The organism is Devosia sp. RR2S18, assembly GCF_030177755.1.
In the GTDB taxonomy this organism is placed as follows: domain Bacteria; phylum Pseudomonadota; class Alphaproteobacteria; order Rhizobiales; family Devosiaceae; genus Devosia; species Devosia rhizosphaerae.
The window spans coordinates 3,079,585-3,101,981 of the sequence record NZ_CP126539.1; the positions used below are offsets into that span (position 1 = coordinate 3,079,585).

14 protein-coding genes are annotated in these 22,397 nt (G+C 62.3%); 3 read left to right on the plus strand and 11 right to left on the minus strand.

Annotated elements, in window-relative coordinates; genetic code table 11:
* The first annotated feature begins 14 nt into the window (after positions 1–14).
* Positions 15–1,334, plus strand: a complete 1,320-nt coding sequence (locus QOV41_RS15145) for an NAD(P)/FAD-dependent oxidoreductase (protein WP_284577632.1) — start codon at positions 15–17, stop codon at positions 1,332–1,334.
* Positions 1,335–1,338: 4 nt separating this feature from the next.
* On the opposite strand, the gene QOV41_RS15150 is transcribed toward QOV41_RS15145, so the two are convergent.
* The 3 genes from QOV41_RS15150 to QOV41_RS15160 form a co-directional block, all read right to left on the minus strand.
* Complete coding sequence (locus QOV41_RS15150) at positions 1,339–2,256, minus strand: DMT family transporter (protein ID WP_284577633.1); 918 nt, start codon at positions 2,254–2,256, stop codon at positions 1,339–1,341.
* Positions 2,257–2,363: 107 nt separating this feature from the next.
* On the minus strand, positions 2,364–4,838 hold the full coding sequence (locus QOV41_RS15155; RefSeq protein ID WP_284577634.1) for a beta-mannosidase: 2,475 nt from the start codon (positions 4,836–4,838) through the stop codon (positions 2,364–2,366).
* A gap of 183 nt (positions 4,839–5,021) precedes the next feature.
* Positions 5,022–6,872, minus strand: a complete 1,851-nt coding sequence (locus tag QOV41_RS15160; RefSeq protein WP_284577635.1) for an ABC transporter ATP-binding protein — start codon at positions 6,870–6,872, stop codon at positions 5,022–5,024.
* 297 nt (positions 6,873–7,169) lie between these two features.
* On the opposite strand from QOV41_RS15160, the gene pepN reads away from it, so the two are divergent.
* Positions 7,170–9,809, plus strand: coding sequence for an aminopeptidase N (gene pepN / locus QOV41_RS15165; protein WP_284577636.1), 2,640 nt, complete (start codon positions 7,170–7,172; stop codon positions 9,807–9,809).
* A 159-nt stretch (positions 9,810–9,968) separates the two neighbouring features.
* Positions 9,969–11,633, plus strand: a complete 1,665-nt coding sequence (locus tag QOV41_RS15170) for a sensor histidine kinase (RefSeq protein WP_284577637.1) — start codon at positions 9,969–9,971, stop codon at positions 11,631–11,633.
* Between the two features lie 2 nt (positions 11,634–11,635).
* Here the strand turns inward: QOV41_RS15170 and QOV41_RS15175 are convergent, their stop codons facing one another.
* The 8 genes from QOV41_RS15175 to ccmI form a co-directional block, all read right to left on the minus strand.
* Positions 11,636–14,518: a bifunctional [glutamine synthetase] adenylyltransferase/[glutamine synthetase]-adenylyl-L-tyrosine phosphorylase gene (locus tag QOV41_RS15175; RefSeq protein WP_284577638.1), complete on the minus strand. Its 2,883-nt coding sequence runs from the start codon at positions 14,516–14,518 to the stop codon at positions 11,636–11,638.
* Positions 14,519–14,566: 48 nt separating this feature from the next.
* Positions 14,567–15,979 (minus strand): sensor histidine kinase, encoded by a 1,413-nt coding sequence (locus QOV41_RS15180; RefSeq protein ID WP_284577639.1) that lies wholly within the window; start codon positions 15,977–15,979, stop codon positions 14,567–14,569.
* A gap of 3 nt (positions 15,980–15,982) precedes the next feature.
* Entirely contained in the window at positions 15,983–16,654 is a 672-nt protein-coding gene (locus QOV41_RS15185; RefSeq protein ID WP_284577640.1) for a response regulator transcription factor, read from the minus strand.
* Between the two features lie 62 nt (positions 16,655–16,716).
* The gene (locus QOV41_RS15190) at positions 16,717–18,252 is read right to left on the minus strand and encodes a Do family serine endopeptidase (RefSeq protein ID WP_284577641.1); all 1,536 of its coding nucleotides are present in this window, start codon (positions 18,250–18,252) and stop codon (positions 16,717–16,719) included.
* A gap of 120 nt (positions 18,253–18,372) precedes the next feature.
* Complete coding sequence (locus tag QOV41_RS15195) at positions 18,373–18,849, minus strand: cytochrome c-type biogenesis protein (protein ID WP_284577642.1); 477 nt, start codon at positions 18,847–18,849, stop codon at positions 18,373–18,375.
* Entirely contained in the window at positions 18,846–20,819 is a 1,974-nt protein-coding gene (locus QOV41_RS15200; protein ID WP_284577643.1) for a heme lyase CcmF/NrfE family subunit, read from the minus strand. The genes QOV41_RS15195 and QOV41_RS15200 overlap by 4 nt, the downstream gene beginning before the upstream one ends.
* Positions 20,816–21,292, minus strand: a complete 477-nt coding sequence (ccmE, locus tag QOV41_RS15205; RefSeq protein ID WP_284577644.1) for a cytochrome c maturation protein CcmE — start codon at positions 21,290–21,292, stop codon at positions 20,816–20,818. The genes QOV41_RS15200 and ccmE overlap by 4 nt, the downstream gene beginning before the upstream one ends.
* Complete coding sequence (gene ccmI / locus QOV41_RS15210; RefSeq protein ID WP_284577645.1) at positions 21,289–22,374, minus strand: c-type cytochrome biogenesis protein CcmI; 1,086 nt, start codon at positions 22,372–22,374, stop codon at positions 21,289–21,291. The genes ccmE and ccmI overlap by 4 nt, the downstream gene beginning before the upstream one ends.
* Between the last annotated feature and the right edge of the window lie 23 nt (positions 22,375–22,397).

Genomic DNA, 22,397 nt, shown 5'->3' on the forward strand with positions numbered 1-22,397 from the left:
TCGAAGCCTAAGAGATGAAGGGGCGCATCTTGGCTGGAGAACGGCATCACGTCGTCATCATCGGTGGAGGCTTCGGCGGGCTGGCTGCCGCCAAGGCGCTGGATGGCGCGGGGGTGGACATTACCCTGATCGACAGGCGGAACCATCACCTGTTCCAGCCCCTGCTCTACCAAGTGGCCACCGCTGCGCTTGGGACTGCGGAAATCGCCTGGCCCATTCGGCACATCTTGCGGCGACGGCGCGATGTCCAAGTGTTGCTGGCAACGGTCAGTGGGGTCGACACGGCGGCCAAGCGCGTGTTGATCGAGGACGGCGCCCCGATATCCTATGATAGCCTGATCATCGCCACGGGCGCCCGTCATGCCTATTTCGGTCATGATGAATGGGAGCCCTTCGCGCCCGGCCTCAAGACGCTCGAAGATGCGACGGAAATCCGCCGCAAGCTATTGCTGGCCTTCGAGGCTGCCGAGCGGGAGCCTGACCGGGAGAAGCGCCGCGCCCTCCTGACGTTCGCCATCATTGGCGCGGGACCGACGGGTGTCGAGATGGCTGGGGCGATCATCGAGCTGGCGCGCGAAACGCTGCCGGGGGATTTCCGCACCATCCAGCCGGCGGATGCCCGCGTGGTGGTCATCGAGGGCGCCAATCGAGTGCTCTCCAACTTCAAGCCCGAGCTATCCGACTATACGCTGGGTGCCCTGCGCCGGCTGGGCGTGGAGGTGGAGCTTGGCAACATGGTCAGCAAGATCGATAGCGATGGGGTGACCTATGGCGACAACTTCCTGGCCGCGGAAACTGTCATCTGGGCGGCGGGCGTGCAGGCATCACCGGCGGCAAAGTGGCTGAGCGTGGAAGCCGATCGCGCTGGGCGGGTGAAGGTGGAGGCGGATCTCTCGGCGCCGGGGCACTCCGATATCTTCGTAGTTGGCGACACGGCCGCCATGATCAATGGGGACGGCAAGTCGGTGCCGGGGATCGGCGATGCGGCCAAGCAGGCTGGGCGTCACGCGGGGCGGGTGATCCGGGCGCGCTTGACCGGCGACACGCGGGCGATGCCGTTCCAGTATGGGCACAAGGGGGATCTGGCCACCATCGGCAAGCGCGCGGCAGTGATCGACTTTGGCTGGATCCGCCTCAAGGGCTGGATCGCCTGGTGGGTCTGGGGCCTCGCCCACATCTACTTCCTTATAGATGCCAAGAACCGCATGTTCGTGGCACTGAACTGGCTCTGGATCTATCTCACCGGGCAACGCAGCGCGCGCCTCATCACCCAGGGGCCAGCGCAGTCACCGGAGCCGAGCAAGGGCCGGTCGCCCGAAGAACTCCTCAAGTAGGCTGCTAGCGCGGCTCAGCAATAGGCGTTGTCGGCTTGGCCAACGCACGCTCACGCATCCAGATATAGAGCCCGCTACCGATGACGACGGGCGCTCCCACATAGAGCCACACATCGGGCGGCTGGTTGAAGATCAGCCAGCTCGAGGCCGACATGAAGATGATCTGGAAATAGGAGAACGGAGCGAGGACCGAGGCTGGTGCCATGGTCGACGCCATGGTGATCAGCTGGTGCCCCAGAAAGCCGAAGAGCCCTACGGTGAAGAAGGCCAGCCAACCATCGGGACTGGTGGGCCATGACCAGTTGAAGAGCACAAAAGGCAAGAGCAGCACCGTTGCGAAGATGCCGACATAGAACTGGCTGGTTGCGGCATTATCGAACAGCGCTACGCGGCGGGTGAAGAGCATATAGAAGGCCGTGCTGAGCGCGGCGACGAGACAGAGCAAGGCGGCGGGGTGGAACGCGTCTGTTCCAGGCCGCACGATGACGAGGACACCCAGAAAGCCAACACCAATGGCCGTCCAGCGCCGCCAGCCGACCGTCTCGCCCAGCATGGGCACGGAAAGAGCGCAGATCAGCAGCGGCACCGTGAAGGCGATGGAGCCGGTGACGGTCAGCGGTAGGTATTGCACGGCCAGGAAGTTGCACCCGGTGGCGCCCAGCAGGGCGATGGCGCGGAAGAACTGGAGACGCATATTGCCGCTGCGCACGAGCCCCCGGCCATATCGCGGCAGGTGGATGGCGGCGACAAGGACGAGGTGAATGGCATAGCGGAGAAAGACGATCTGGACCGCCCAGATACCGACCGAACCCAGCCATTTGGCCGAGCTATCTATGCCGGTGAACATGAGATAGGCGCCCAGGGCGAGCCCAATGCCGAGGAGGCGACGCTCCTCAGGAAACGCTTTGGCGGCGGCGGTCATGGCAGGTCCGGTATGCGGCGCGGGGGAGGTGCGCAGGAGACCTTAGCGATGAAAGAAGCGGCCGCCCGTGTCAATCACACGGGCGGTAAATCTTGTATGGAAGTAACTCAGAAGGTCTCGGCAAGGTTGCGGATGCGCAGCGAGGGAGCAAGTTCGGCGGACGTCACCGTACGGTTGTGCCGGGGCGAGAAGCTCAGCTCGGTTTTGCGGCCGGGTAGAAGGGTCACGGCGTTATCCGAGAAGAAGCCGGGCACATCCACGGTGGCGGTAGCGAAAAGCGCAGGCTTGTCCGTTTCGAGTGTCAGGATGGGCTTGCCATCATTGTCGGACCAGGAACTGCTGATGGTGGGTGCGCCAAGCTCATAGGCTTTGTACGCCTTGGGGAAGAAGTCGTTTTCGCCCAACAGAATGCCTCGGGCATCGGTCCAGGAGAAGAACAGGAACTCATCGGTGCTAAGGTCCGCGCTTTGGAGTGTGGCAACTTCCATTGCGGCATCGGGGCTGATGGTACAATTGCCGGAGAACACAACACGATCGCCGCCGCCGATCTTTACCGCGCGCACTTCGAGACCGATTGTGGTGGGCGATGCAGTGTCGTTGATGCCTTTGAAGGTAATCTGGCGCTTGTCGGCTGATGGAACGGCAACAACGTTGACCGGCAGGTAGAAGCGCTTGGCCATATAATGCAGCAGCTTCCACTGCCCGCCATAATCGAGCGAGGACCAGGAAGCGACCGGCCAGATGTCGTTGATCTGCCAATAGAGCGTCCCCATGCAGCGCGGCTTGGTGGAGCGCCAGTATTCGATGGCCGTCTTGATGGCGAGGCCCTGCTGGATTTGGCTGAGGAACACCATCTGCTCGAAATCGCGCGGAAAGCGGAAGTACCGCGTCATCGTCTCGAGGATGCGGGCATTGCCGCCCTCGTTGCGCTGGTGGTTTTCCATCACCGGCGAAGAGGGATTACGGTCCTGCGGCTCGGTGAAGCTCTCGATGACATTCATCGAGGTGAAGGACTGAAAGCCGAATTCGGAAGCAAAGCGCGGATTGATGCCGCGATAGGCTTCGAAGGGCTTGGCCGAGTGCCACACATCCCAATAGTGGAGATCGCCACGCGTATCGGCGTGCCAGCCATCCGAGAAATCGAGGTAGCCGAGCGAGGGGGAAGATGGCCAGAAGCGGCGGGCCGAATCCTCGTCCTCGACAATGCGCTGCAGCATGGAGTTGAGCCGGTCGTAATTGGCGATGTAGCGCTCCTTGTCCGAGCGCGTTTCGGGATACCAGTTGAGCGAGCCGATGACTTCATTGTCCCCGCACCAAAGGGCGATCGAGGCATGGTGGGAGAGGCGCCGCACCTGCTGGGTGATCTCGAGATGGACGTTGTCCAGGAACTCCCGGTTGGACGGATAGCTCATGCAGGAGAACATGAAATCGTGCCAGAGCAGGATGCCCAGTTCGTCGCAGAGCTCGTAGAAGTAGTCCGGCTCGTATTGGCCGCCGCCCCAGATGCGGAGCATGTTCATGTTGGCCGACTTGGCACTTTCGAGCAGGTCACGAATAACGGCGGGGGTAATGCGCGAGGGAATGGCGTCGGCCGGAATCCAGTTGGCGCCCATCATGGTGATGTCGCGACCATTGATGCGGCACTTGAAGGTGTGATCGATCTCGTCGGGCTCGACCACCCATTCGAGCTTGCGGAGGCCAATCTTGCGGCGCGTAACCTCGCCTTCGAGATCGGTGACAAGATCATAGAGCGGCTGCTCGCCCTGCCCCACCGGCCACCAGAGATTTGGATTCTCAATGCTCACCCTGTGAGTGAAGAGGTTTTCGCCCGGACGGACCGTTAGCGAGCCGCCGATCTTCTGACCAGCGATGGTATGCTCAAGTTTCACCTCACCTTCCGCAAAGGCGAAAAGCCGAGTCTTTATCGTGAGTTCGACTGACTTCTCACTGTGCTGCTGATCGACCTGCACGCTTTCCTGGCGGGCAAGGCGCGACTTCCGCAGGCTCATGGTGCCATAAACGCCGATGGGCATGAGGCAGATGCCCCAGTCCCAACCGGCGTGGCAGGCCGCCTTGCGGATGAAGTTCATGTGGATGCCCTTCAGTCCATTGGTCTGGTAGTTGTAGGTGAAGGGGATGGGGAATGGGTGGGCCTCGGCGCGGGCCTTGGCCACCTCAGGGGCAACCGCGAAATCGAGCCGCAGCGTATTCTCCCCCTCGCGTACTTTCCCGGTCACGTCGAAGTCGTAGCGCACAAAGCTGTTGTCGGTGCGGGCGATCTCCTCGCCATTGAGAGAGATAGTGGCGATGCAGTCCACCTCGGCCAGGGTCAGCGTCAGGTAGCCATCAATGTCCGCAGCCGTGGCCGTGAAGGGTCGCTCGACCGCCCAGGCTGTCTCGTTGACCCACATCACCACCTTTTCGTTCTCGCCCCAATAGGGGTCGGGAATGTCGCCGGCGGCGAGCAGCGCGGAGTGAACATCGCCGGGAAGCTGAATGGGGAGGCTGGTATCCCGCGTCGGTGATGTGAGGGTGAAGGCGCCGCTCAGATCGAGGGCGGAATAGGTGGCGGGTATGGTCATCTGGGCTCCTCCGGCAGGCGCCATGGCGCCAGCGCGCCACTCGCGTCGGAGTAGCGAAATCGATTGCAACGCCGTTCTAAACGGTCTCGCTGCCCCTTCCAATGGGGCTGCGATGGTTTTTGCAACGATCTTGTAGAGGTGCCGCGCAAAAGGGGAGGAGCTGTTGCTCCTCCCCTAACGCGTTTATTGCGCCGCCTGCTCAGAGTGTTCGGCGTCGATGAATCCGCCGGACTGGCGGGCCCAGAGGCTTGAATACAGCCCCCCGGTTTCGAGCAGTTCGGCGTGGGTGCCTTGTTCGACAATCTGCCCCTTATCGAGCACAACCAGCCGGTCCATCATGGCAATGGTGGAGAGGCGATGGGCGATAGCGATCACCGTCTTGCCTTCCATCAGCAGCTGTAGCTGATCCTGGATTGCGGCTTCCACTTCGGAATCGAGGGCTGAGGTTGCTTCGTCCAGCACCAGGATGGGTGCGTTCTTGAGCAGGACGCGGGCGATGGCGATGCGCTGGCGCTGGCCGCCAGAGAGCTTCACACCACGTTCGCCCACATGGGCGTCGTAGCCCGTGCGGCCCTTGGCATCGGCAAGGCCGTCGATGAAGGCTGCGGCCTCGGCGGTCTCGGCCGCCTGCCGCATCATCTCCTCGGTCGCATCGGGGCGGCCATACATGATGTTGTCGCGGACGGAGCGATGCAGGAGCGAGGTGTCCTGCGTCACCAAGCCGATATTGGCGCGAAGCGAATCCTGGGTGACTCGGGCGATATCGTCGCCATCGATCAGAATGCGGCCATCGGCACGGTCGTAGAAGCGCAGGAGCAGGTTCACCAGCGTCGACTTGCCTGCCCCGGACCGGCCCACGAGACCGATCTTTTCCCCGGGGTTGATGTGCAGGTTGAGGTTCTCGATGACACCACCAGTCTTGCCATAGTGGAACGAGACATTCTCGAACCGGATATCACCCTTGACCGCCGGCAGCGCCTTGGCCTCGGGTTCGTCTTTCACGATGCTGGGCAGCGCCAGCGAGGAAATACCGTCGCGCACCACGCCGATATTCTCGAAGAGGGCTGACATTTCCCACATCACCCACTGGCTCATGCCTTGGAACCGGAGCACGAGCGCCGCCGCGACGGCCACGGCGCCGGGGGTCATGTTGCCGCCCATCCACTGGTAGATGCCGACTACCACCACCGCGAACAGCAGAATGCAGTTCATGAGGGTGATGGCGCTTTGCAGCAGGGTCACCAGACGCATCTGCCGGTAGACCGTGCCAATAAAGCCATCCATGGCTTCGCGGGCATAGCCTTCCTCGCGCCGGGAGTGAGAGAAGAGCTTTACGGTAGCAATGTTGGTGTAGCTGTCGACAATGCGTCCAGTCATCATCGAACGGGCATCGGCCTGTGCTTCGGAGACCTTGCCCAGGCGCGGGATGAAGTAGCGCAGCAGCGCGACATAGAGGACGAGCCACACGATAAACGGGACGGCAAGCCAGATGTCGCTCATGGCCGCCAGCACGACGGCGCCCGAGAAATACACCACCACATAGACGGTGACGTCGAGCACCTTCATGACGACTTCGCGCACCGCAAGCGCGGTCTGCATCAGCTTGGCGCCGATGCGGCCGGCGAACTCGTCCTGGAAGTAGCTCATCGACTGGCGAATGAGATAGCGGTGCGCCATCCAGCGGATGCGCTGGGGCAGATTGCCCAACAGCGTCTGGTGGATAATCATCGCGTCGATCACCTGAAGGCCCGGGATGGCGATCAGCAGGACCACTGCCATGCCAACCAGCGTCCAGCCTTCTTCAGCAAGGAAGGTCTCGGGGTTCGCGGCGCTCAACCAGTCAACGATCGATCCCAAAAAACCGAAGAGCATGATTTCGAGCACAGCGATGGCCGCACCCAGAATGGTCATGGCGGCCAGGTAGCGCCTGGCCCCATCGGAAAAATGGAGACAGAAGGCGAGCAACCCCTTGGGAGGCTGTGCCGGCTCCTGGAGCGGATAAGGATCGAGCCGTTGTTCAAACCAACGCAACATTGCAATCACCACGTGATGAAGGGTCGACCGCAGAGGCGCCGACCTTGCCGGAGTATGGCTAGAGGACGTGCGAGCCGGTGCGATTTCGACCGGAGGAAAATCGAATACTGCGCTCGATACGCCCAAACCGGCGCAGAGGAACGACTTTGGCCTAGCGGAGCCCTCTCCTCAAAGCCCATCGAATTGGCGTAGAAGAAGAAAAGAAGTGGCGTCCGGCCGCTGACCATACACTATGGCGCCGAATCTAGTGTTGCGGCGCAGCCACAACTAAGCACCCTCAGACTGACGGATCAATCCATGCGCACGGAAAACGAGCACACCATCTACTTCAAGGATTACGCACCGAGCCCCTATCGCGTGCTCTCCGTCGATCTCGACTTCCGTATTCGCCCCGAGAACACCCGCGTCCGGGCGCTGCTGACGATTGAACCACATCCGGACACGGCACCGGGTACCCCACTGGTGCTCGATGGTGATGATTTGAGGCTGGAGTCCATTGCGCTTGACGGTGCGCCCATGCTGGCAGCGGACTACGCGACCGACGCAAACGGGCTCACCCTTGTTGAGCCGCCGCACCGGCGCTTCGTGCTGGAAACTGAAGTCATCCTGCAGCCGCAGGGCAATACCAAGCTCATGGGCCTTTATCGTTCCAGCGGCACCTGGTGCACGCAATGCGAGCCCGAGGGCTTCCGGAGGATCACCTATTATCTCGACCGTCCGGACATCCTGGCCACCTTCAAGGTGACGATGCGGGCACCGCGCGATGTCGCACCCGTCCTCCTCGCCAATGGCAATCTTCTCGAAAAAGGTGCTGCCGATGATGGCATGCACTATGCGGTCTGGCACGACCCGTTCCCCAAGCCGTCCTATCTCTTTGCGCTCGTGGCCGGGGATCTTGGCTCCATTAAAGACAGCTTTACGACCGCTTCAGGGCGCGCGGTGGATCTCGCGATCTATTGCGAGCACGGCAAGGAAGACCAGTGCCACTGGGCGATGGATAGCCTCAAGCGTTCCATGTCCTGGGACGAGCGTCGCTTCGGGCGCGAATATGACCTCGACATCTTCAACATCGTTGCGGTGAGCGACTTTAATTTCGGCGCGATGGAGAACAAGGGGCTCAACATCTTCAACGACAAGCTGGTCTTTGCCCAGCCCGAGAGCGCGACCGACGCCGACTATGACAATATCGAGCGTGTCATCGCGCATGAGTACTTCCACAATTGGACAGGCAATCGCATCACCTGTCGCGACTGGTTCCAGCTGTGCCTTAAGGAAGGGCTGACGGTTTACCGCGACCAGGAGTTCACCAGCGACGAGCGCAGCCGGGCGGTAAAGCGCATCTCGGACGTCGTAACCTTACGTTCCGCACAGTTCCCCGAAGATGGCGGACCGCTGGCGCACCCTGCCCGTCCGGACCAGTATCGGGAGATCAACAACTTCTATACGCCGACGGTTTACGAAAAGGGCGCCGAGATCGTGCGCATGCTGGCGACCCTGCTGGGAGAAGCGGGCTTCCGCAAGGGCATGGACCTCTATTTCGAGCGACACGACGGACAAGCAACGACCATCGAGGCTTTCCTCGCGGCCTTCGCTGAAGCTAACAATGTCGATCTCGAGCACTTCAAAACCTGGTATTTGCAGGCTGGGACGCCAAAGCTCACCGCCGAAGACAGCTACGACGCCGAGCGGCAGAGTTATACGCTGACGCTTAGCCAAGAGACGCAGCCAACCCCGGGCCAGCCCACCAAGCAGCCATTGGTGATACCCCTCAAGTTTGCGCTGATCGGCCCCAATGGCAGCCCCATGAACTGGAGCGATGTTTCTGGTGCCGAAGTGCGCGACGACCTGATCGTGCTCGACGCCGCCAGGGCAGAGGTGACTTTCACCGGTGTATCCAGCCGGCCGGTACCGTCACTGCTGCGCGGCTTCTCTGCCCCCGTTGTTCTCGAAACGACGGCCGGCATGGAAGACCAGCTCTTCCTGGCCCGCCACGATGATGATCCCTTTGGTCGCTGGCAGGCCCTGCAGGATGTCGGCATGGCTCTGGCGATCGCCGCCATTCAGGGGACACCCTGGAGCGAAGCGGACGTTCCAGCCCTCAGTGCCGCCATGGGGGATACCTTGGGCAGCGAGAGCCTCGACGACGCCTTCAAGGCTCTGGCTCTGCAATTGCCGAGTGAAGCGCAAATCGCGCGCAATATTGGCAAGGACGTGGACCCCGATCGCATCCACGAAGTTCGCGCGGCATTGACCAGGGCAGTCTTCGAACCAATCGCCCTGCCCCTACTGCAGCGGTACCGAGCTCTGTCGAGCGATGCTCCCTATTCGCCCGATGCGGCCAGCACCGGCCGCCGCGCTTTGCGGAACCGCGCGATGGGGCTCTTGGTCGCCAGCGACGCGGCGGGCGCAGCAGCCTTAGCTGCCCAGCAATACCACGATGCCAAGAACATGACAGATCGGCTGGCTGCGCTTTCGGCGAGTGCACTGGCCTGGACCGGTGAGGCCCCGGCCCTGCTTGCGGACTTCTACGAGCGGTTCGGCGGCAACCCGCTGGTGCTGGACAAGTGGCTGGCCGTCACCGCCAGCGTGCCACGGGAGGGGGTGATCGAGCGGATCGGCAGCACCCTGGCGGATCCGGCATTTCCCAAGACCAACCCCAATCGGCTGCGGGCGCTGATGGGTACCTTTGCCATGAACAATCCCACGCAGTTCACGCGACGGGATGGCGCCGGTTTCCGGTTCGTGGCGGACTTCGTAGGAGAGGTGGACAAGATCAATCCGCAGGTTGCAGCACGGGTGCTGACTGGCTTCCGGATCTGGCCGATGCTCGAGCAAAGCCGCCGCAAAGCGGCCCATTCGGCCCTATCAGCGCTGCAATCAAAGGGCGCGCTCAGCCGCAACACGGCGGACATTCTGGCCCGCATGCTGGCGAGCTAAACCACGTTCTTGGAAGAATTTTTCTTCTGCCGCTAAGTGACTCAGTCGACTCGCCTTTTGGCGGGTCGGCACCTTCGAACCCCCTAGCCAGGTATGGACACGGAGTCCCGCCTGATTCATTGTTCGTTAAGGGCAAATCGCGGGGGTTAGCACCTTCTCATGATCAGAAAATCCATGCAGTCGCCGGAGACCTCCGGCGCTGGCGCTACCGGATTCGGCGCAGACAAAGACAAGGCGGTACGCGTAACCGCTCGGGAGCGCTCAGCCCCGCATCTGTTTTGTGGCACTTTCTCGATCAATCCCGTCACCGCGGCGGTAGCCATAACTGCCTTCGTAGCCGCCTCACTGTTCGTGATCTATGACAGTGTCCGCACGCTGGACGACGCCAGTGACGATCTGGCGCTGATCTCGGAGGCTTTCGCTGAAGAACTCGCAGACGTTTCCCCCGAGGCAGTTCAATTGCTGCTCGAGAGCATCGGCTCCTCCGATATGACGTTTGCCGAGGCAAATTTCCTCAACGGCGTCTCCGAGGGCAGCTCTGACATGAGACAAGCCTTCGAAGCGGTGGACCTGTCGGGCGTTGATCTGGCGCACTCATCCGAAGCCACCGTCACTGGGATCGCTCAACGCGGCGCGATGGCTTTCGGGCTCGCGGTTCTCCTGGTGTTGATTGCCTGGCGCGGCCGTAGCTGGGAAATGCCGGATTTCGCCCAGCGCTACAGCTACGAAACGTTGGCCGAATCCATCCCCATGGGCATCGCCTGCTGGACCAAGTCGGGGCGGCTCGTGGTCTGCAACGCGCAGTATCGGGAACGCCTTAGCCTCACCAGCAAGTCGATGACCTACCATGAGGCGGTCTCAAGCCTGATCGCTGGCGGCTACATGAAACTGCTCAACGACGATGACAGCAATCGCCTGCTGGAACTACATCGCAATGATGGCTCCTGCCTCATGATCGACGAGCGTCCGATGCGGGACGGCGGTTTTATGACGCTGGTCACCGACGTCACGGAACGCAAACAGGCGGACCTGCTGCTCTCATCCATCCGCGAGGAGCAGCGAACACTGGCGCGGCGCTACCATGAAGAGAAACTCAAGGCAGAAGCCGCAAGCCGGGCTAAGACCAACTTCCTCGCCCATCTCAGCCACGACATTCGAACCCCGCTGAACCACATCATCGGGTTCGCCGAGTTGATGCGGCACCAGACCTATGGACCCTTAGGGGACGCGCGCTATGGCGAATATGTGCAGTCGATCAAGAGCTCGGGCGAGCACCTGCTAAACTCCTTCGCCACCATTCTCGACCTCGCCGAACTCGAGAGCGGCCAAAAAACGCTGCGCAGCGATCCCGTGCCGCTGGACGAACTGCTCAACGGCATCGAACAGCGCTATGCGGCACAGGCGCAGCGCGCCAAGTTGGAATTCCTGCGCGGGGAGCCTTCGGGCGCTGTGGTGCGGGGCGATCGTCTCGGGCTTGCCCGCATGATCGGCAATGTCGTCGAGAACTCAATCCGGTTCACCCCTGCAGGCGGACAGGTGACCCTTGCTGCCTATGCCGCTCCCGATGGCGTGGTGATCGAAATCACCGATACAGGACTGGGGATGACCGAGGAGCGCCTCGCGAGCCTTTCGCAACCCTTCGCGTTGGGGGACGCCACTTTCACCCGTGAAGGCGCAGGACCAGGGCTCGGCATTTCGATCTCTCGCGCCATTGCCGAACTCAGCGGCGGACACATGGCCATCGATTCCAGCCCGTCGCTGGGGACGACGGTGGCCATTTCCCTGCCGCTCCAGGCGACTGCCGTGCTGCAGGCGGCCGAGTAGCCTCAGAGCGAGCGCGCCTTCTCGTACCACTTGGCCGCAGCGGCGCTGACTTCCTCCCGCATTTGCTCGATATCGAGCTCAAGCCTTCCGAAGTTGGGATAGTGTGTCAGGCCCGCCAGCAACTCCTTGAAGGCAGCGGTCCAGGCTTCCTCCTTGAAAGGGCTGACAAGGGCCGAACTCATCACCTGCAGCACCGCGGTATAGAGTTGATGGATTTCGGCCAGGCGACGGCCTTCGGCGAGCAGGCCGGTTTCCTCCATCCGCACCAGAACTTGCGTGGTGATAGCCTGGGGCAGCGCAATGGTTTTGCCGGCAACCAGTTGCGCCGACTGCGCGATAAACTCGAGATCGACCATCCCACCGCGGGCGAGCTTGAGGTCGAATGGATGACGGGCCGACCGCTCCTTGGCCATAAGTTCGCGCATCGAGATGACATCGTCCACCGCCTTGGCGAAGTCCCGCCCCCGCGACATCACTTCATCAATCGCGCCGTCGATTGCGGCGCCAAAATCGCCATCCGCAGCCACAACACGCGCGCGAGTAAGCGCCATATGCTCCCAGGTCCAGGCGTGATCCCGATGGTAGGCACTAAAGCCGGCGAGACTGGTGGCGAGCGGCCCAGCATTGCCGGAAGGGCGCAAGCGCATGTCCACTTCGTAGAGGACACCCTCTGCCGTTGGGGCGGTGAGGGCCGCAAGGAGGCGCTGGGTCAGACGGATATAGTATTGCGTGGTGGAAAGGGACTTCTCGCCGTCGGATTCGGTGTCAGGTGCGTCGTACAGAAGGATGAAGTCTAGGTCCGACGACACGGTCATCTCGCGGCTGGCCATCTTGCCGAAAGCGAGGAGGCCTACTTTCCCACCGGGGATGACGCCGTGCCGCCGCTGAAACTCCACGCGCACACTTTCAAAGAGGCGGTTCAGCAGGGTTTCGGCGAGGGCCGTGAACTGTTCGCCCGCGCCAGTGGCGCTGACGGTGCCCGAGAGCAGGCCGGCAGCAATCAGAAACTTCTGCTCCTGGCCGATGATACGGGCCCGGTCGATGATCTCTTCATAGGAGCGCGCCTCGGCGAGAAACGCATCCACCTTGGCGACCAGCACGTCACGGTGGGTGACATCGTTGGCGAATGCCGGATCGATCAGCCCATCCATAACATGGGCCCGATGGATCACCGCTTCCGACATCCGCGGTGCGGAGGCCATGAGTTGCACCAGGAGGCGCCGCAAATCGGCGTGCGCGCGCAGCAGCGAGAAGAGTTGGACGCCGGTGGGCAGGCGAGACAGGAAATCGTCGAATTTTTCGAGCGCGCCGTCGGCATTGCCAGCCTCGCTGATGGTCTTGAGCAGGCTAGGCAGCAACTCGGTCAGGTGGGCGCGGGCGGCGCTGGCCCGAGTGGCGGCGTAGCTGCCATAATGCCACCTTCGCACCGTCTCTATCACCTTGTGCGGATCGGCAAAGCCCATGGCCGAGAGAGTCTCTAGGGTACCCGGATCATCGTCGCTGCCGGTGAAGACAAGGTTGCCCTCGTCGCCTCCCAATGTTTCGCCTTCGGTAAAGAGCTCGGAATAATAGCCGACGACGCGCTCCAGGGCGGCGCGGTACTCGCCTTCGAAGACACGCCGATCTGCCCGACCCATGAGCCTGCCAATCGTTGCGACCTCGTCGGCCGTGGCCGGCATCACATGGGTCTGCTCGTCGCGCAACATCTGCAGGCGGTTCTCGACGCCCCGCAGGAACCAATAGGTTTGGGTGAGCTCGGTTGCCGCCTTGGGGGTGATCCAGTTGGCGTCAGCCAGCGCCGCAAGCGCATGCGCTGTTGGCTTGACGCGCAGGGATTTATCCCGGCCACCCGCAATCAATTGCTGGGTTTGGGTGAAGAACTCAATTTCGCGGATGCCGCCACGGCCGAGCTTTACATTGTGCCCTTCGACGCGGATCTCCCCGACGTTCTTGGAAATGTTGATCTGCCGCTTCATCGCCTGGATATCGGCGATGGTGGCGAAATCGAGATGCTTGCGCCAGACATAGGGCGCAAGCTCCTTGAGGAAGGCGGCACCGACCGCTTTGTCTCCGGCGCAGGGGCGCGCCTTGATCCAGGCAGCGCGTTCCCAGTTCTGGCCCCGCACCTCGTAGTAGTTCAGTGCCGCATCGAAGGGGATCGCAACGGGTGTCGAACCGGGATCAGGGCGGAGACGCAGATCGGTGCGGAAGACATAGCCACGCGCCTGCCGGTCCTCCATGAGCCCGACCAGCTTCTGGACCATGCGGGAATAGAGCTTGGTCGCTTCCAGCGGCTCGGCGAGCACCCCCTTGTCGGGGTCATAGAAGGCGACGATGTCGATGTCGGAGGAATAATTCAGTTCCTGCCCGCCATGCTTGCCCAGCGCGAAGATGGCCAGACCGGAATTGGCGGCATTGGCCTGCTCCAGAGGCAAGGCAAGCTGGCCCTTGCCCGCCGCCAGCCGCATCAGCAGGTTCAGCGCTGCGTCGAGTGCAGCATCAGCGAGATCGGAGAGGGCGGCGGTGGCCTGTGCCGTGCTCCAGGAACCCCCTGTTTCGGCGATAGCGGCAAGCAGTGCGGTACGGCCCTTGCCGATGCGCAGCTGAGGCGCAAGCGCGGCTTCGTCCCCGGCTGAAAGACCTGCAGCAGTGACTTCCTCGACAATGTCGGTGAAGGCCCCGTCGGCGTCTCCGGCCAGCACGGACGCCAACCATGCGGCATTAGCCTCGGCGAGATCGAGAAGATAGGGCGCCGCTTCAAACAATGGCCCCAGCGTACCGCTGGCGCTGGCAATAACATTGCGCTCGCCGTCGGGCAGTTGTGTAAGCCAGCCGTCGAAACGCGGGAGATCGGCGGCGGGGAGCTCGTGCAAGATCAGTGGCATACCAAATCGATAGCCTGCACGCCCCATATCGGCAAGCGCGGCGGACAGCTAGGTGTCGGGCAAATCGATCACCGCCAGCACACCGGGAGCATTGTCCTCGATGCGGAAGGTGCCGCCATGCAGGCGCGTAACTGCATCCACCAGCGAAAGGCCAAGGCCAGAACCCGCCTCCGACCGACTGACTTCCAGCCTTACGAAGCGCTCAAGCACACGGCGACGTTCCTCGGCGGGAATGCCAGGCCCATTGTCGCCCACCTCGATCAGTACACGACCATGCTGGCGATGAAGGCCAATGGTGACGCGTCCCTGCCCCTCACCGTCGGGCTTGGCATATTTAACCGCGTTTTCGAGCAGATTGACCATAGCCTGCCCGATAAGTTCGCGATTGGCGCGCAGGCGGACCTCCGGCTCGATGGTAGTCTCCACGACGATGTTGGCGTCTTCGGCGACAGGACTATAAAGCTCGGCGACATCGGCGACGACGGCGCTGACATCTACCTCACTCAAGGCGCCACTAGGGGCGCCGGCCTCCGCCCGTGCAATCATCAAAAGGGCATTGAAGGTCTGGATGAGCCGATCGCTCTCGGCAATCGTGGTTTCCAGCGCCGACTGCCGCGTTGCGTCGGTGGCGCCGTCGCGGAGGGCCGACTCAGCCTGGTTGCGCAGGCGGGTCAGCGGTGTCTTGAGATCATGCGCCACATTGTCGGTGACCTCCTTGAGCCCCTGTAGCAATTGCTCGATCCGATCCAGCATGGCGTTGAGATTGGTCGCGAGACCATCAAACTCGTCGTTGCGGCTGGTCACCGGCACGCGCTCGGAGAGATTGCCCGACATGATCTTTGTGGAGGTGTCGCGAATGGTGTCGATGCGCTTGAGCACGCGACGAGCCGTGATGCCGCCGGCGATCACGGAGAAGAGGATGATCCCGATCACACCAACAAGGAAGCTCTGGACGATGATGGCGGAAAAGCCCCGACGCTCCACGACGTCACGGCCCACCACAAGGCGCATGCCGTTGGCAAGCACGACAGAGCGCACAACCGCATAGCCCCGCGGGCCGGACGTGAACTCGTTAGCGTCCCCGCTTTCCCCGAACGGATCGGCACGCTCATAGTCAAAGGCGTAGACGCCAGGCTGCAGCAGCACATAAGCGGGCACGTCGGCCACGTTGCCGAGCAAGTACTGACCCGTGGCATCCCCGAGATAATAGACGCCGGGCCCGGGCGAGCGAGAAACGCGATCAACGGCATAGGCCAACGCTCGGATACCCTGATTGGCATCGATGCTCTGCAAGACCCGCACCTCCCGCTCGATCTGGTTGGCCTGCTGGCGCTGAATCGAAACGGAGGATTGCCAGCCGATGAAGGCCAGCAGCAGGATGGCAAAAACCACAAAGATCAGAATGAATGTGGCTGTCAGCCGGACCGTGGACGTGCGGACAAGTTGAAGGAAACGGCTCACGCGCTACTCGCGGATCGTATAGCCGGCGCCACGCACTGTTTGCAGGAGCGCGGTGGCATGGCCCTTGTCGATCTTGGAGCGGAGGCGCGACATATGCACATCGATGACGTTGGTCTGGGGGTCGAAATGGTAATCCCAAACATTCTCCAGCAGCATGGTGCGGGTCACGACCTTACCGGCATTCTTCATGAGGTATTCAAGCAGCCGGAATTCACGTGGCTGCAGGAGGATAGTCTCGCCACCCCGCTCAACCTTGCGCGACAACCGGTCCAGGGAGAGATCTCCGACCTGGTAGTGCGTCGCCGCCTCGGACGGGCTGGATCGCCGCGCCAGCACTTCCACGCGGGCAAGCAGTTCGGTGAATGCGTAGGGCTTGGTCAGATAGTCGTCACCGCCGGCGCGTAGCCCCGTTACGCGGTCATCGACTTCACCCAGTGCCGACAGGATCAGTACCGGGCTTTTGTTGCCCTCGGCGCGCAGCGATTCAATGATGGACAGGCCGTCGCGGCGCGGCAGCATGCGGTCGACGATGAGCACGTCGTAATCCATGCCGGAAGCCATGGCATAGCCGGTGTCACCGTCGGTTGCATGGTGGGTCACGTGCCCGGCCTCGTCCAGCGCTTGGATCAGGTAACTGGCGGCCTCGCGGTCGTCCTCGATCAGTAGAATTTTCACCGCGAGCCCTCGCGACCACAGATACAATTCGGCCCCGAAGCGAACTCCGGGGCCGGTTTAGCCTACTCGCTCAGCGGCAGGCCGACAAAGCGGGTCACGCCATCACGGCTCAGCTTTACCAGCGCCGTGTTGCGACCACGATCCTGCACGCCTTCGATGGCGGACTCGAAGTCTTCCACGCTCGAAACGGGCTGGTTGTCGACCTCAAGAATGGTGTCACCGACCGAGAAGCCCTTCTGGGCAGCCTCGGAGGCGGGATCAACATCCTGAATCAGGAGGCCATCAGTGCCGTCGCCATTGGGAACCAGGGTCAGACCAACGCTAGTTTCACCGGAGGGAACTTCCTCCTGCGGCACAGGCGCTTCCTCGCTCGGAGCAGCTGGTTGTTCAGACAGCGTACCAAGAGTGACGGAGAGTGTCGTTTCCTCGCCATCACGCCAGATGGTCAGCTCGACGGTGCTGTCGGGCGCCTTGCCGGCGATCGTGCGGCTGAGGTCGAGCGCATCGTCGATCTGCTCGCCGTCCACCTCAAGGATGATGTCGCCAGACTGAATGCCTGCCGGAGCGGCCGGACCATCGGGCGCGGCATCCTGCACGATTGCACCAAGCGGCTGGTCAAGACCGACGCTGTCAGCGATGTCGCGGCTGACGTCCTGGATGGAAACACCTAGATAGCCACGGGTGACCGAGCCGGTCTCGATCAGCTGACGAACGATCTGCTTCACCGTCTGAGCGGGAATGGCGAACGCGATACCGACATTGCCACCATTAGGCGAATAGATCGCGGTGTTGACGCCAACCACTTCGCCTTCGGTGTTAAAGGCCGGACCACCCGAGTTGCCGGTGTTTACCGCCGCGTCGATCTGGAGGAAGTCGCCATAATTGGAGCCGCCGATATTGCGGCCCGCACCGGAGATCACGCCAACGGTGACGGTGCCACCCAGGCCAAAGGGATTACCGACCGCAACGACCCAATCACCAACGCGGCTGGCTTCGTCCTCGAAGGTTACGAAAGGCAAGTCTTCGCCCTCGATCTTGAGCACGGCCAGATCGGTGCGCTCGTCGGTACCGACGACTTCAGCAACCTGCTCGGTACCATCGTCGAAGACGACCGTGACCTTGGTGGCATCGGCTACCACGTGATTATTGGTGACGACGAAGCCGTCAGCCGAAATCACGAAACCCGAGCCAGCAGCCATGAAGCGGCGCGGTGGCATTGGCACATCTTCTCCGCCCGGACCGGGCATGCCGAACTGGTCACCACCGAACTGGTCGAAGAAATCGCGGAAGGGGTGCCCCTCAGGCAGGTCGGGGAAATTGAAGTTGAACTCGCGGCCACCACGTTGCATGGAGCGGGGAGACTCTTCGGCTTCGACCAGAATGGAGACCACGGCAGGGCTCACCGCCTCAACCAGATCGGCGAAGCCTTCCTGCTGATTGCGGGGCGCGACCGAGATCTCAGCGGCAGGTTGAACCTGAGCGATGGCATTCTGACCGGTCATGACGAATGCGGTGCTGACACCGCCAACGCCAACCATCAACGCCAGGGCGGAAGCCCCGAGCCAACGGCTTGTACGCTTGAGTATAGTCGTGCGCATGAATTCACTCTCCTTGGGGAAGCCCTCACAGCTTATGCTGTAGATATGGAATGCCTCGCCTTTCAGAGAAGTTGCCCCAACATTAAACCTTGGTAATGCGCATCAAGGTGCGTAGCCGCGCTAGGAGCGCCCCTCGTCCCCTGGTTCGGCCATGAGATCGTCCAAAGCCGCCTGCTCCTGGGGCGAAAGCCCACCGCCATCCGTGGAGGAGCGGCGCCGGGACATCACCCACAATCCGCCGAGTCCGGCGGCGAGCAGCGCCGGTGCGGCGACCCAGAGCAACAAAGTGTGACCACCAAGCCTCGGGTTGAGCAGCACATATTCTCCGTAGCGATCGACCAGATACTGACGCACTTGCTCGTCGGTATCGCCGGCGACTAGCCGCTCGCGAACGATGACGCGCAGGTCGCGAGCAAGATCGGCATCGCTGTCGTCGATGGACTGGTTCTGGCAGACTAGGCAGCGCAATCCAGCCGAGATGTCACGCGCCCGCTGCTCGAGCACCGGGTCGTCCAGGATCTCGTTGGGGCTGAGCGCAGCCACTGGCGCGGCCAGCAGTAGAGCAAGGGCGAGAAGCAGGCTTCGCATCCAATTCATTGCGCCGGCTCCGGAACAGGCCTGCTCGCCCGACGGGGAGCGCCAACGCGCAGCCGCCGGTCGGTTAGGGAAAGGCAGCCGGCAAACGCCATCAGCAGTGCACCCAGCCAGATCAGGGTGATGTAGGGCTTGTACCAAACCCGAACCACATGCGTATCGTCCAGCGGCTCGCCCAACTGCAGATAAAGCTGGGAGAAGCCGTAGGTGGTAATGGCCGCCTCTGTGGTTGGCATGCCGCTCGCAACATAGGTCCGCCGATCGGCCACCAGTTCACGCGTGCCGTTGTCCGGCGCGGTGACGGTGAAATGCCCCGCATCGGCGATGTAATTGGGCCCGGGAAGCTGCTCGAAGCTGTCGAAGGCAATTGTGTAGCCGGATAGCTCCGCTGTTTCGCCCGGATTGAGGGTCGTGACCAGTTCGGTTTCCCAGGCTGTGGTCGCTACGATGCCGAGTACAGTAACGCCCATACCGAAATGGCCAATGGCGGTAGACCAGGCCGAGCGCGGCAAGCCGACCAGTCGTCGCCAGCTTTCCCGCAGGGGAATGCGGCCGAGCCGACTGCGCTCGACCAGTTCGGCAATGGCGCCGAACGCCACCCAGAAGCCGAGCAGCAGACCCAAAGGCGCTAGCGAAATCGACACCCCGCCAAGGGCCGAGATCAGGATGGTGACGAAGATGGCCAGCGCTGCGGCGCCGATAAGCCGCTGTGCGGCACTTACGATGTCGGCTCGTTTCCAGGCGAGCAGCGGACCGAAAGGCAAGACAATCAGCAGCGGGGCCATCAGCGCCGTGAAGGTGAGATTGAAGAATGGTGCACCGACCGAAATGCTCGTACCCGTCAAGGCGTCTAGCAGCAGCGGGTAGAGCGTGCCCACGAGCACCGCCCCAACAGCTGTGGCAAGGAATAGATTGTTGAGGATAAGGGCGCCCTCGCGGCTCACCGGTGCGAAAAGTCCACCCTGCCGCAGCGCGGCAGCGCGCAAGGCGAACAGGGCGAAGGCACCGCCGATCACGATGGCCAGGAGCGTCAGGATCACCATGCCACGCGTCGGATCACTGGCGAAGGTATGCACCGAAGTCAGAATACCCGAGCGCACCAGGAACGTGCCTAGCAACGACAATGAGAAGGTGATGATGGACAGAAAGATCGTCCAGATTTTGAGGGCGTTGCGCTTTTCCATCACCAGCGCCGAGTGCAGCAGCGCCGTGCCGGCCAGCCAAGGCATGAAGCTGGCATTTTCCACCGGATCCCAGAACCACCAGCCGCCCCAGCCGAGCTCGTAATAGGCCCAGTACGAACCCATGGCGATGCCCAGAGTAAGGAAGGTCCAGCTCAGCATCGTCCAGGGCCGCACCCAGCGGGCCCAGGTCTGGTCGACGCGTCCCGATACCAGCGCTGCGATGGCGAACGAGAAGCAAATCGAAAAACCGACATAGCCCGCGTAGAGCAAAGGCGGATGGATGGCGAGGCCGATATCCTGCAAGACCGGGTTGAGGTCGTTGCCCTCCAGGGGCGGCTGCAGCAGACGCTCGAATGGGTTAGAGGTAAAAATGGAGAAGCCTGCGAAGGCGGCCGTCAGCAGGCTTTGCGTGCCCAGCACGAGGGTCAGCAGATCGCTGGGTAAGCGGCGTCCGAAGAGCGCGACCAAGGCGCCAAAGAGCACCAGGATAAGCACCCAGAGCACCATCGAGCCCTCGTGGTTCCCCCAGACGCCCGAGATCTTGTAGATCAGCGGCTTAAGGGAATGGGAATGGTTCGCTGCCAGCGCCAGGCTGAAATCGGAGACGACGAATGCCTGCACGAGGGCCGCGAAAGCCACGGCCACCAGCACCAATTGCAGCACCGCAGCCTGGCTCAGCACCATGGCGATACGCCGCCCGGAGCGCCAATAGGCAAAGCCGCCGATCGCCGAAACGGTGGCGACCACAAAGGCAAGGATCAGGGCATAGTGGCCAAGTTCGATGGTCACTGGGTGCCCGCCTCCGGCCGCCATTCCCCTTGCGCTTTCAGCGCCTCGACCACTTCCTTGGGCACATAATTCTCATCATGCTTGGCCAGCACGTTGGTGGCCTGGAACTCGCCGCCCGGGCCAAGGCTGCCTTCCGCGACCACACCCTGCCCCTCCCGGAAGAGATCTGGCAGAATGCCGGTGTAGTGCGCCACGATGTCGGTGCCTCCGTCGGTGACAACGAAGCTGTTCTCCTGCCCCTCGCGCACCCAGCTACCGTCCTTGACCAGCCCGCCCAGCCGGATCGACTGACCGGGCCCCACGTCGCGAGCTACGACATCGGACGGCGAATAGAAAAAGACTATCTGGTCGCGCAGCGCGACAAGCACCAGCGTTGCCGCGAGCGCCACCACCGCCGCCAGTCCGGCGATGACCGCAAGCCGCTTCTGCTTGCGCGACCAGCCTTTTTTCCGAACCGTGGTGGACATGGTCATGGCGCCTCTCCGTTCAAGGTCAAGCCGGCGCCGAGCGCCAGCGTATCCAGTTCGCCGCGGTCGAAAGCTGCCGGATAGGCCGCCACCGCATCGTCATACGCAGCTTGCGCTCGCTCGGTATCGCCCAGCACTAGGTAGGCACGTACCAATTGTGTCCAGTCTTCCACTGACCCGCCCTGAGCCGCCAAGCGTTCGGCGAGACCCGAGACCATCTGCTGGATCATTTCTGCCTCTTGGCCGGTTTGAGGCAGTTGGCCGTCGTTCTGAGCTGCCGCCAGGCCCTGCCGGGCCGCGCCGATCCAGGGCTCGTCTCCCGCGGCCAGGGCCAGCGCCTCCCCCCAGGCGGTGATCGCCTCGTCGTAACGGCCCATGCGCGTGAACTCGGCCCCAAGATAGAGGCGGGACATGACGTGGGTCGGATCGCTTGCAGACGCCGACTGCAATAGCTCTACAGCCTCGGTAGACCCAGCCTCGCCAGCTATCAGCAGCAGCGCCTCGGCAAGGCTCGTTTGCCGGTCAGCGGTGGGACCATCCAGCGCAATAAGACGCCGATAGGCATTCGCCGCGTCTTGGTAGCGGCCGAGTTGGAGATAGGCAGGCGCAATGACGTTCCAGCCTTGCAGGTCGTCTGGATTGGCTGCCAGGGCCTGCTCGATACGATCGACCGCAGCGTCGAGGTCCAGCTCCTGCGCAGCAACGTCGCGGCGCTCCGACAACGGCTGCGCCGGCAGGTTCGGACTGCCGAGAAGCGCGTAGAGACCTAACGCCGTTATCGCGATCAGCGCCAGCCCGCCCATGAGCGGCCCCTGCCCCAATTCTCTGGTTGTGCCGGGCGTGCGGCCAGCGTCGCCCTTGAGCCGGATCACCTCGCGCGCCAGTTCAGCCTTGGCAGCATTGGCTTCCGCTTCACCCAGCTTGCCAGCGGCCTGGTCAGCATCAATGCCGGCCAACAGCGCGCGCAAATGGGTGTTGAGATCAGCGGATTCGCCCGTACCTGCGTTGACCACGCGCCGACCGGCTGCGTAGAACAGCGCAGCGCACGCAATGGCGGTGATGGCGATGGCGATAAACCAGAAAAGCATTGGCCCGGGATGCTTGACGCCGG

Coding starts and splice junctions, on each gene's coding strand:
- QOV41_RS15145 (WP_284577632.1), top strand. CDS start 15: ATGAAGGGGCGCATCTTGGCTGGAGAACGGCATCACGTCGTCATCATC.
- QOV41_RS15150 (WP_284577633.1), bottom strand. CDS start 2,256: ATGACCGCCGCCGCCAAAGCGTTTCCTGAGGAGCGTCGCCTCCTCGGC.
- QOV41_RS15155 (WP_284577634.1), bottom strand. CDS start 4,838: ATGACCATACCCGCCACCTATTCCGCCCTCGATCTGAGCGGCGCCTTC.
- QOV41_RS15160 (WP_284577635.1), bottom strand. CDS start 6,872: ATGTTGCGTTGGTTTGAACAACGGCTCGATCCTTATCCGCTCCAGGAG.
- pepN (WP_284577636.1), top strand. CDS start 7,170: ATGCGCACGGAAAACGAGCACACCATCTACTTCAAGGATTACGCACCG.
- QOV41_RS15170 (WP_284577637.1), top strand. CDS start 9,969: ATGATCAGAAAATCCATGCAGTCGCCGGAGACCTCCGGCGCTGGCGCT.
- QOV41_RS15175 (WP_284577638.1), bottom strand. CDS start 14,518: ATGCCACTGATCTTGCACGAGCTCCCCGCCGCCGATCTCCCGCGTTTC.
- QOV41_RS15190 (WP_284577641.1), bottom strand. CDS start 18,252: ATGCGCACGACTATACTCAAGCGTACAAGCCGTTGGCTCGGGGCTTCC.
- QOV41_RS15195 (WP_284577642.1), bottom strand. CDS start 18,849: ATGAATTGGATGCGAAGCCTGCTTCTCGCCCTTGCTCTACTGCTGGCC.
- ccmE (WP_284577644.1), bottom strand. CDS start 21,292: ATGACCATGTCCACCACGGTTCGGAAAAAAGGCTGGTCGCGCAAGCAG.
- ccmI (WP_284577645.1), bottom strand. CDS start 22,374: ATGCTTTTCTGGTTTATCGCCATCGCCATCACCGCCATTGCGTGCGCT.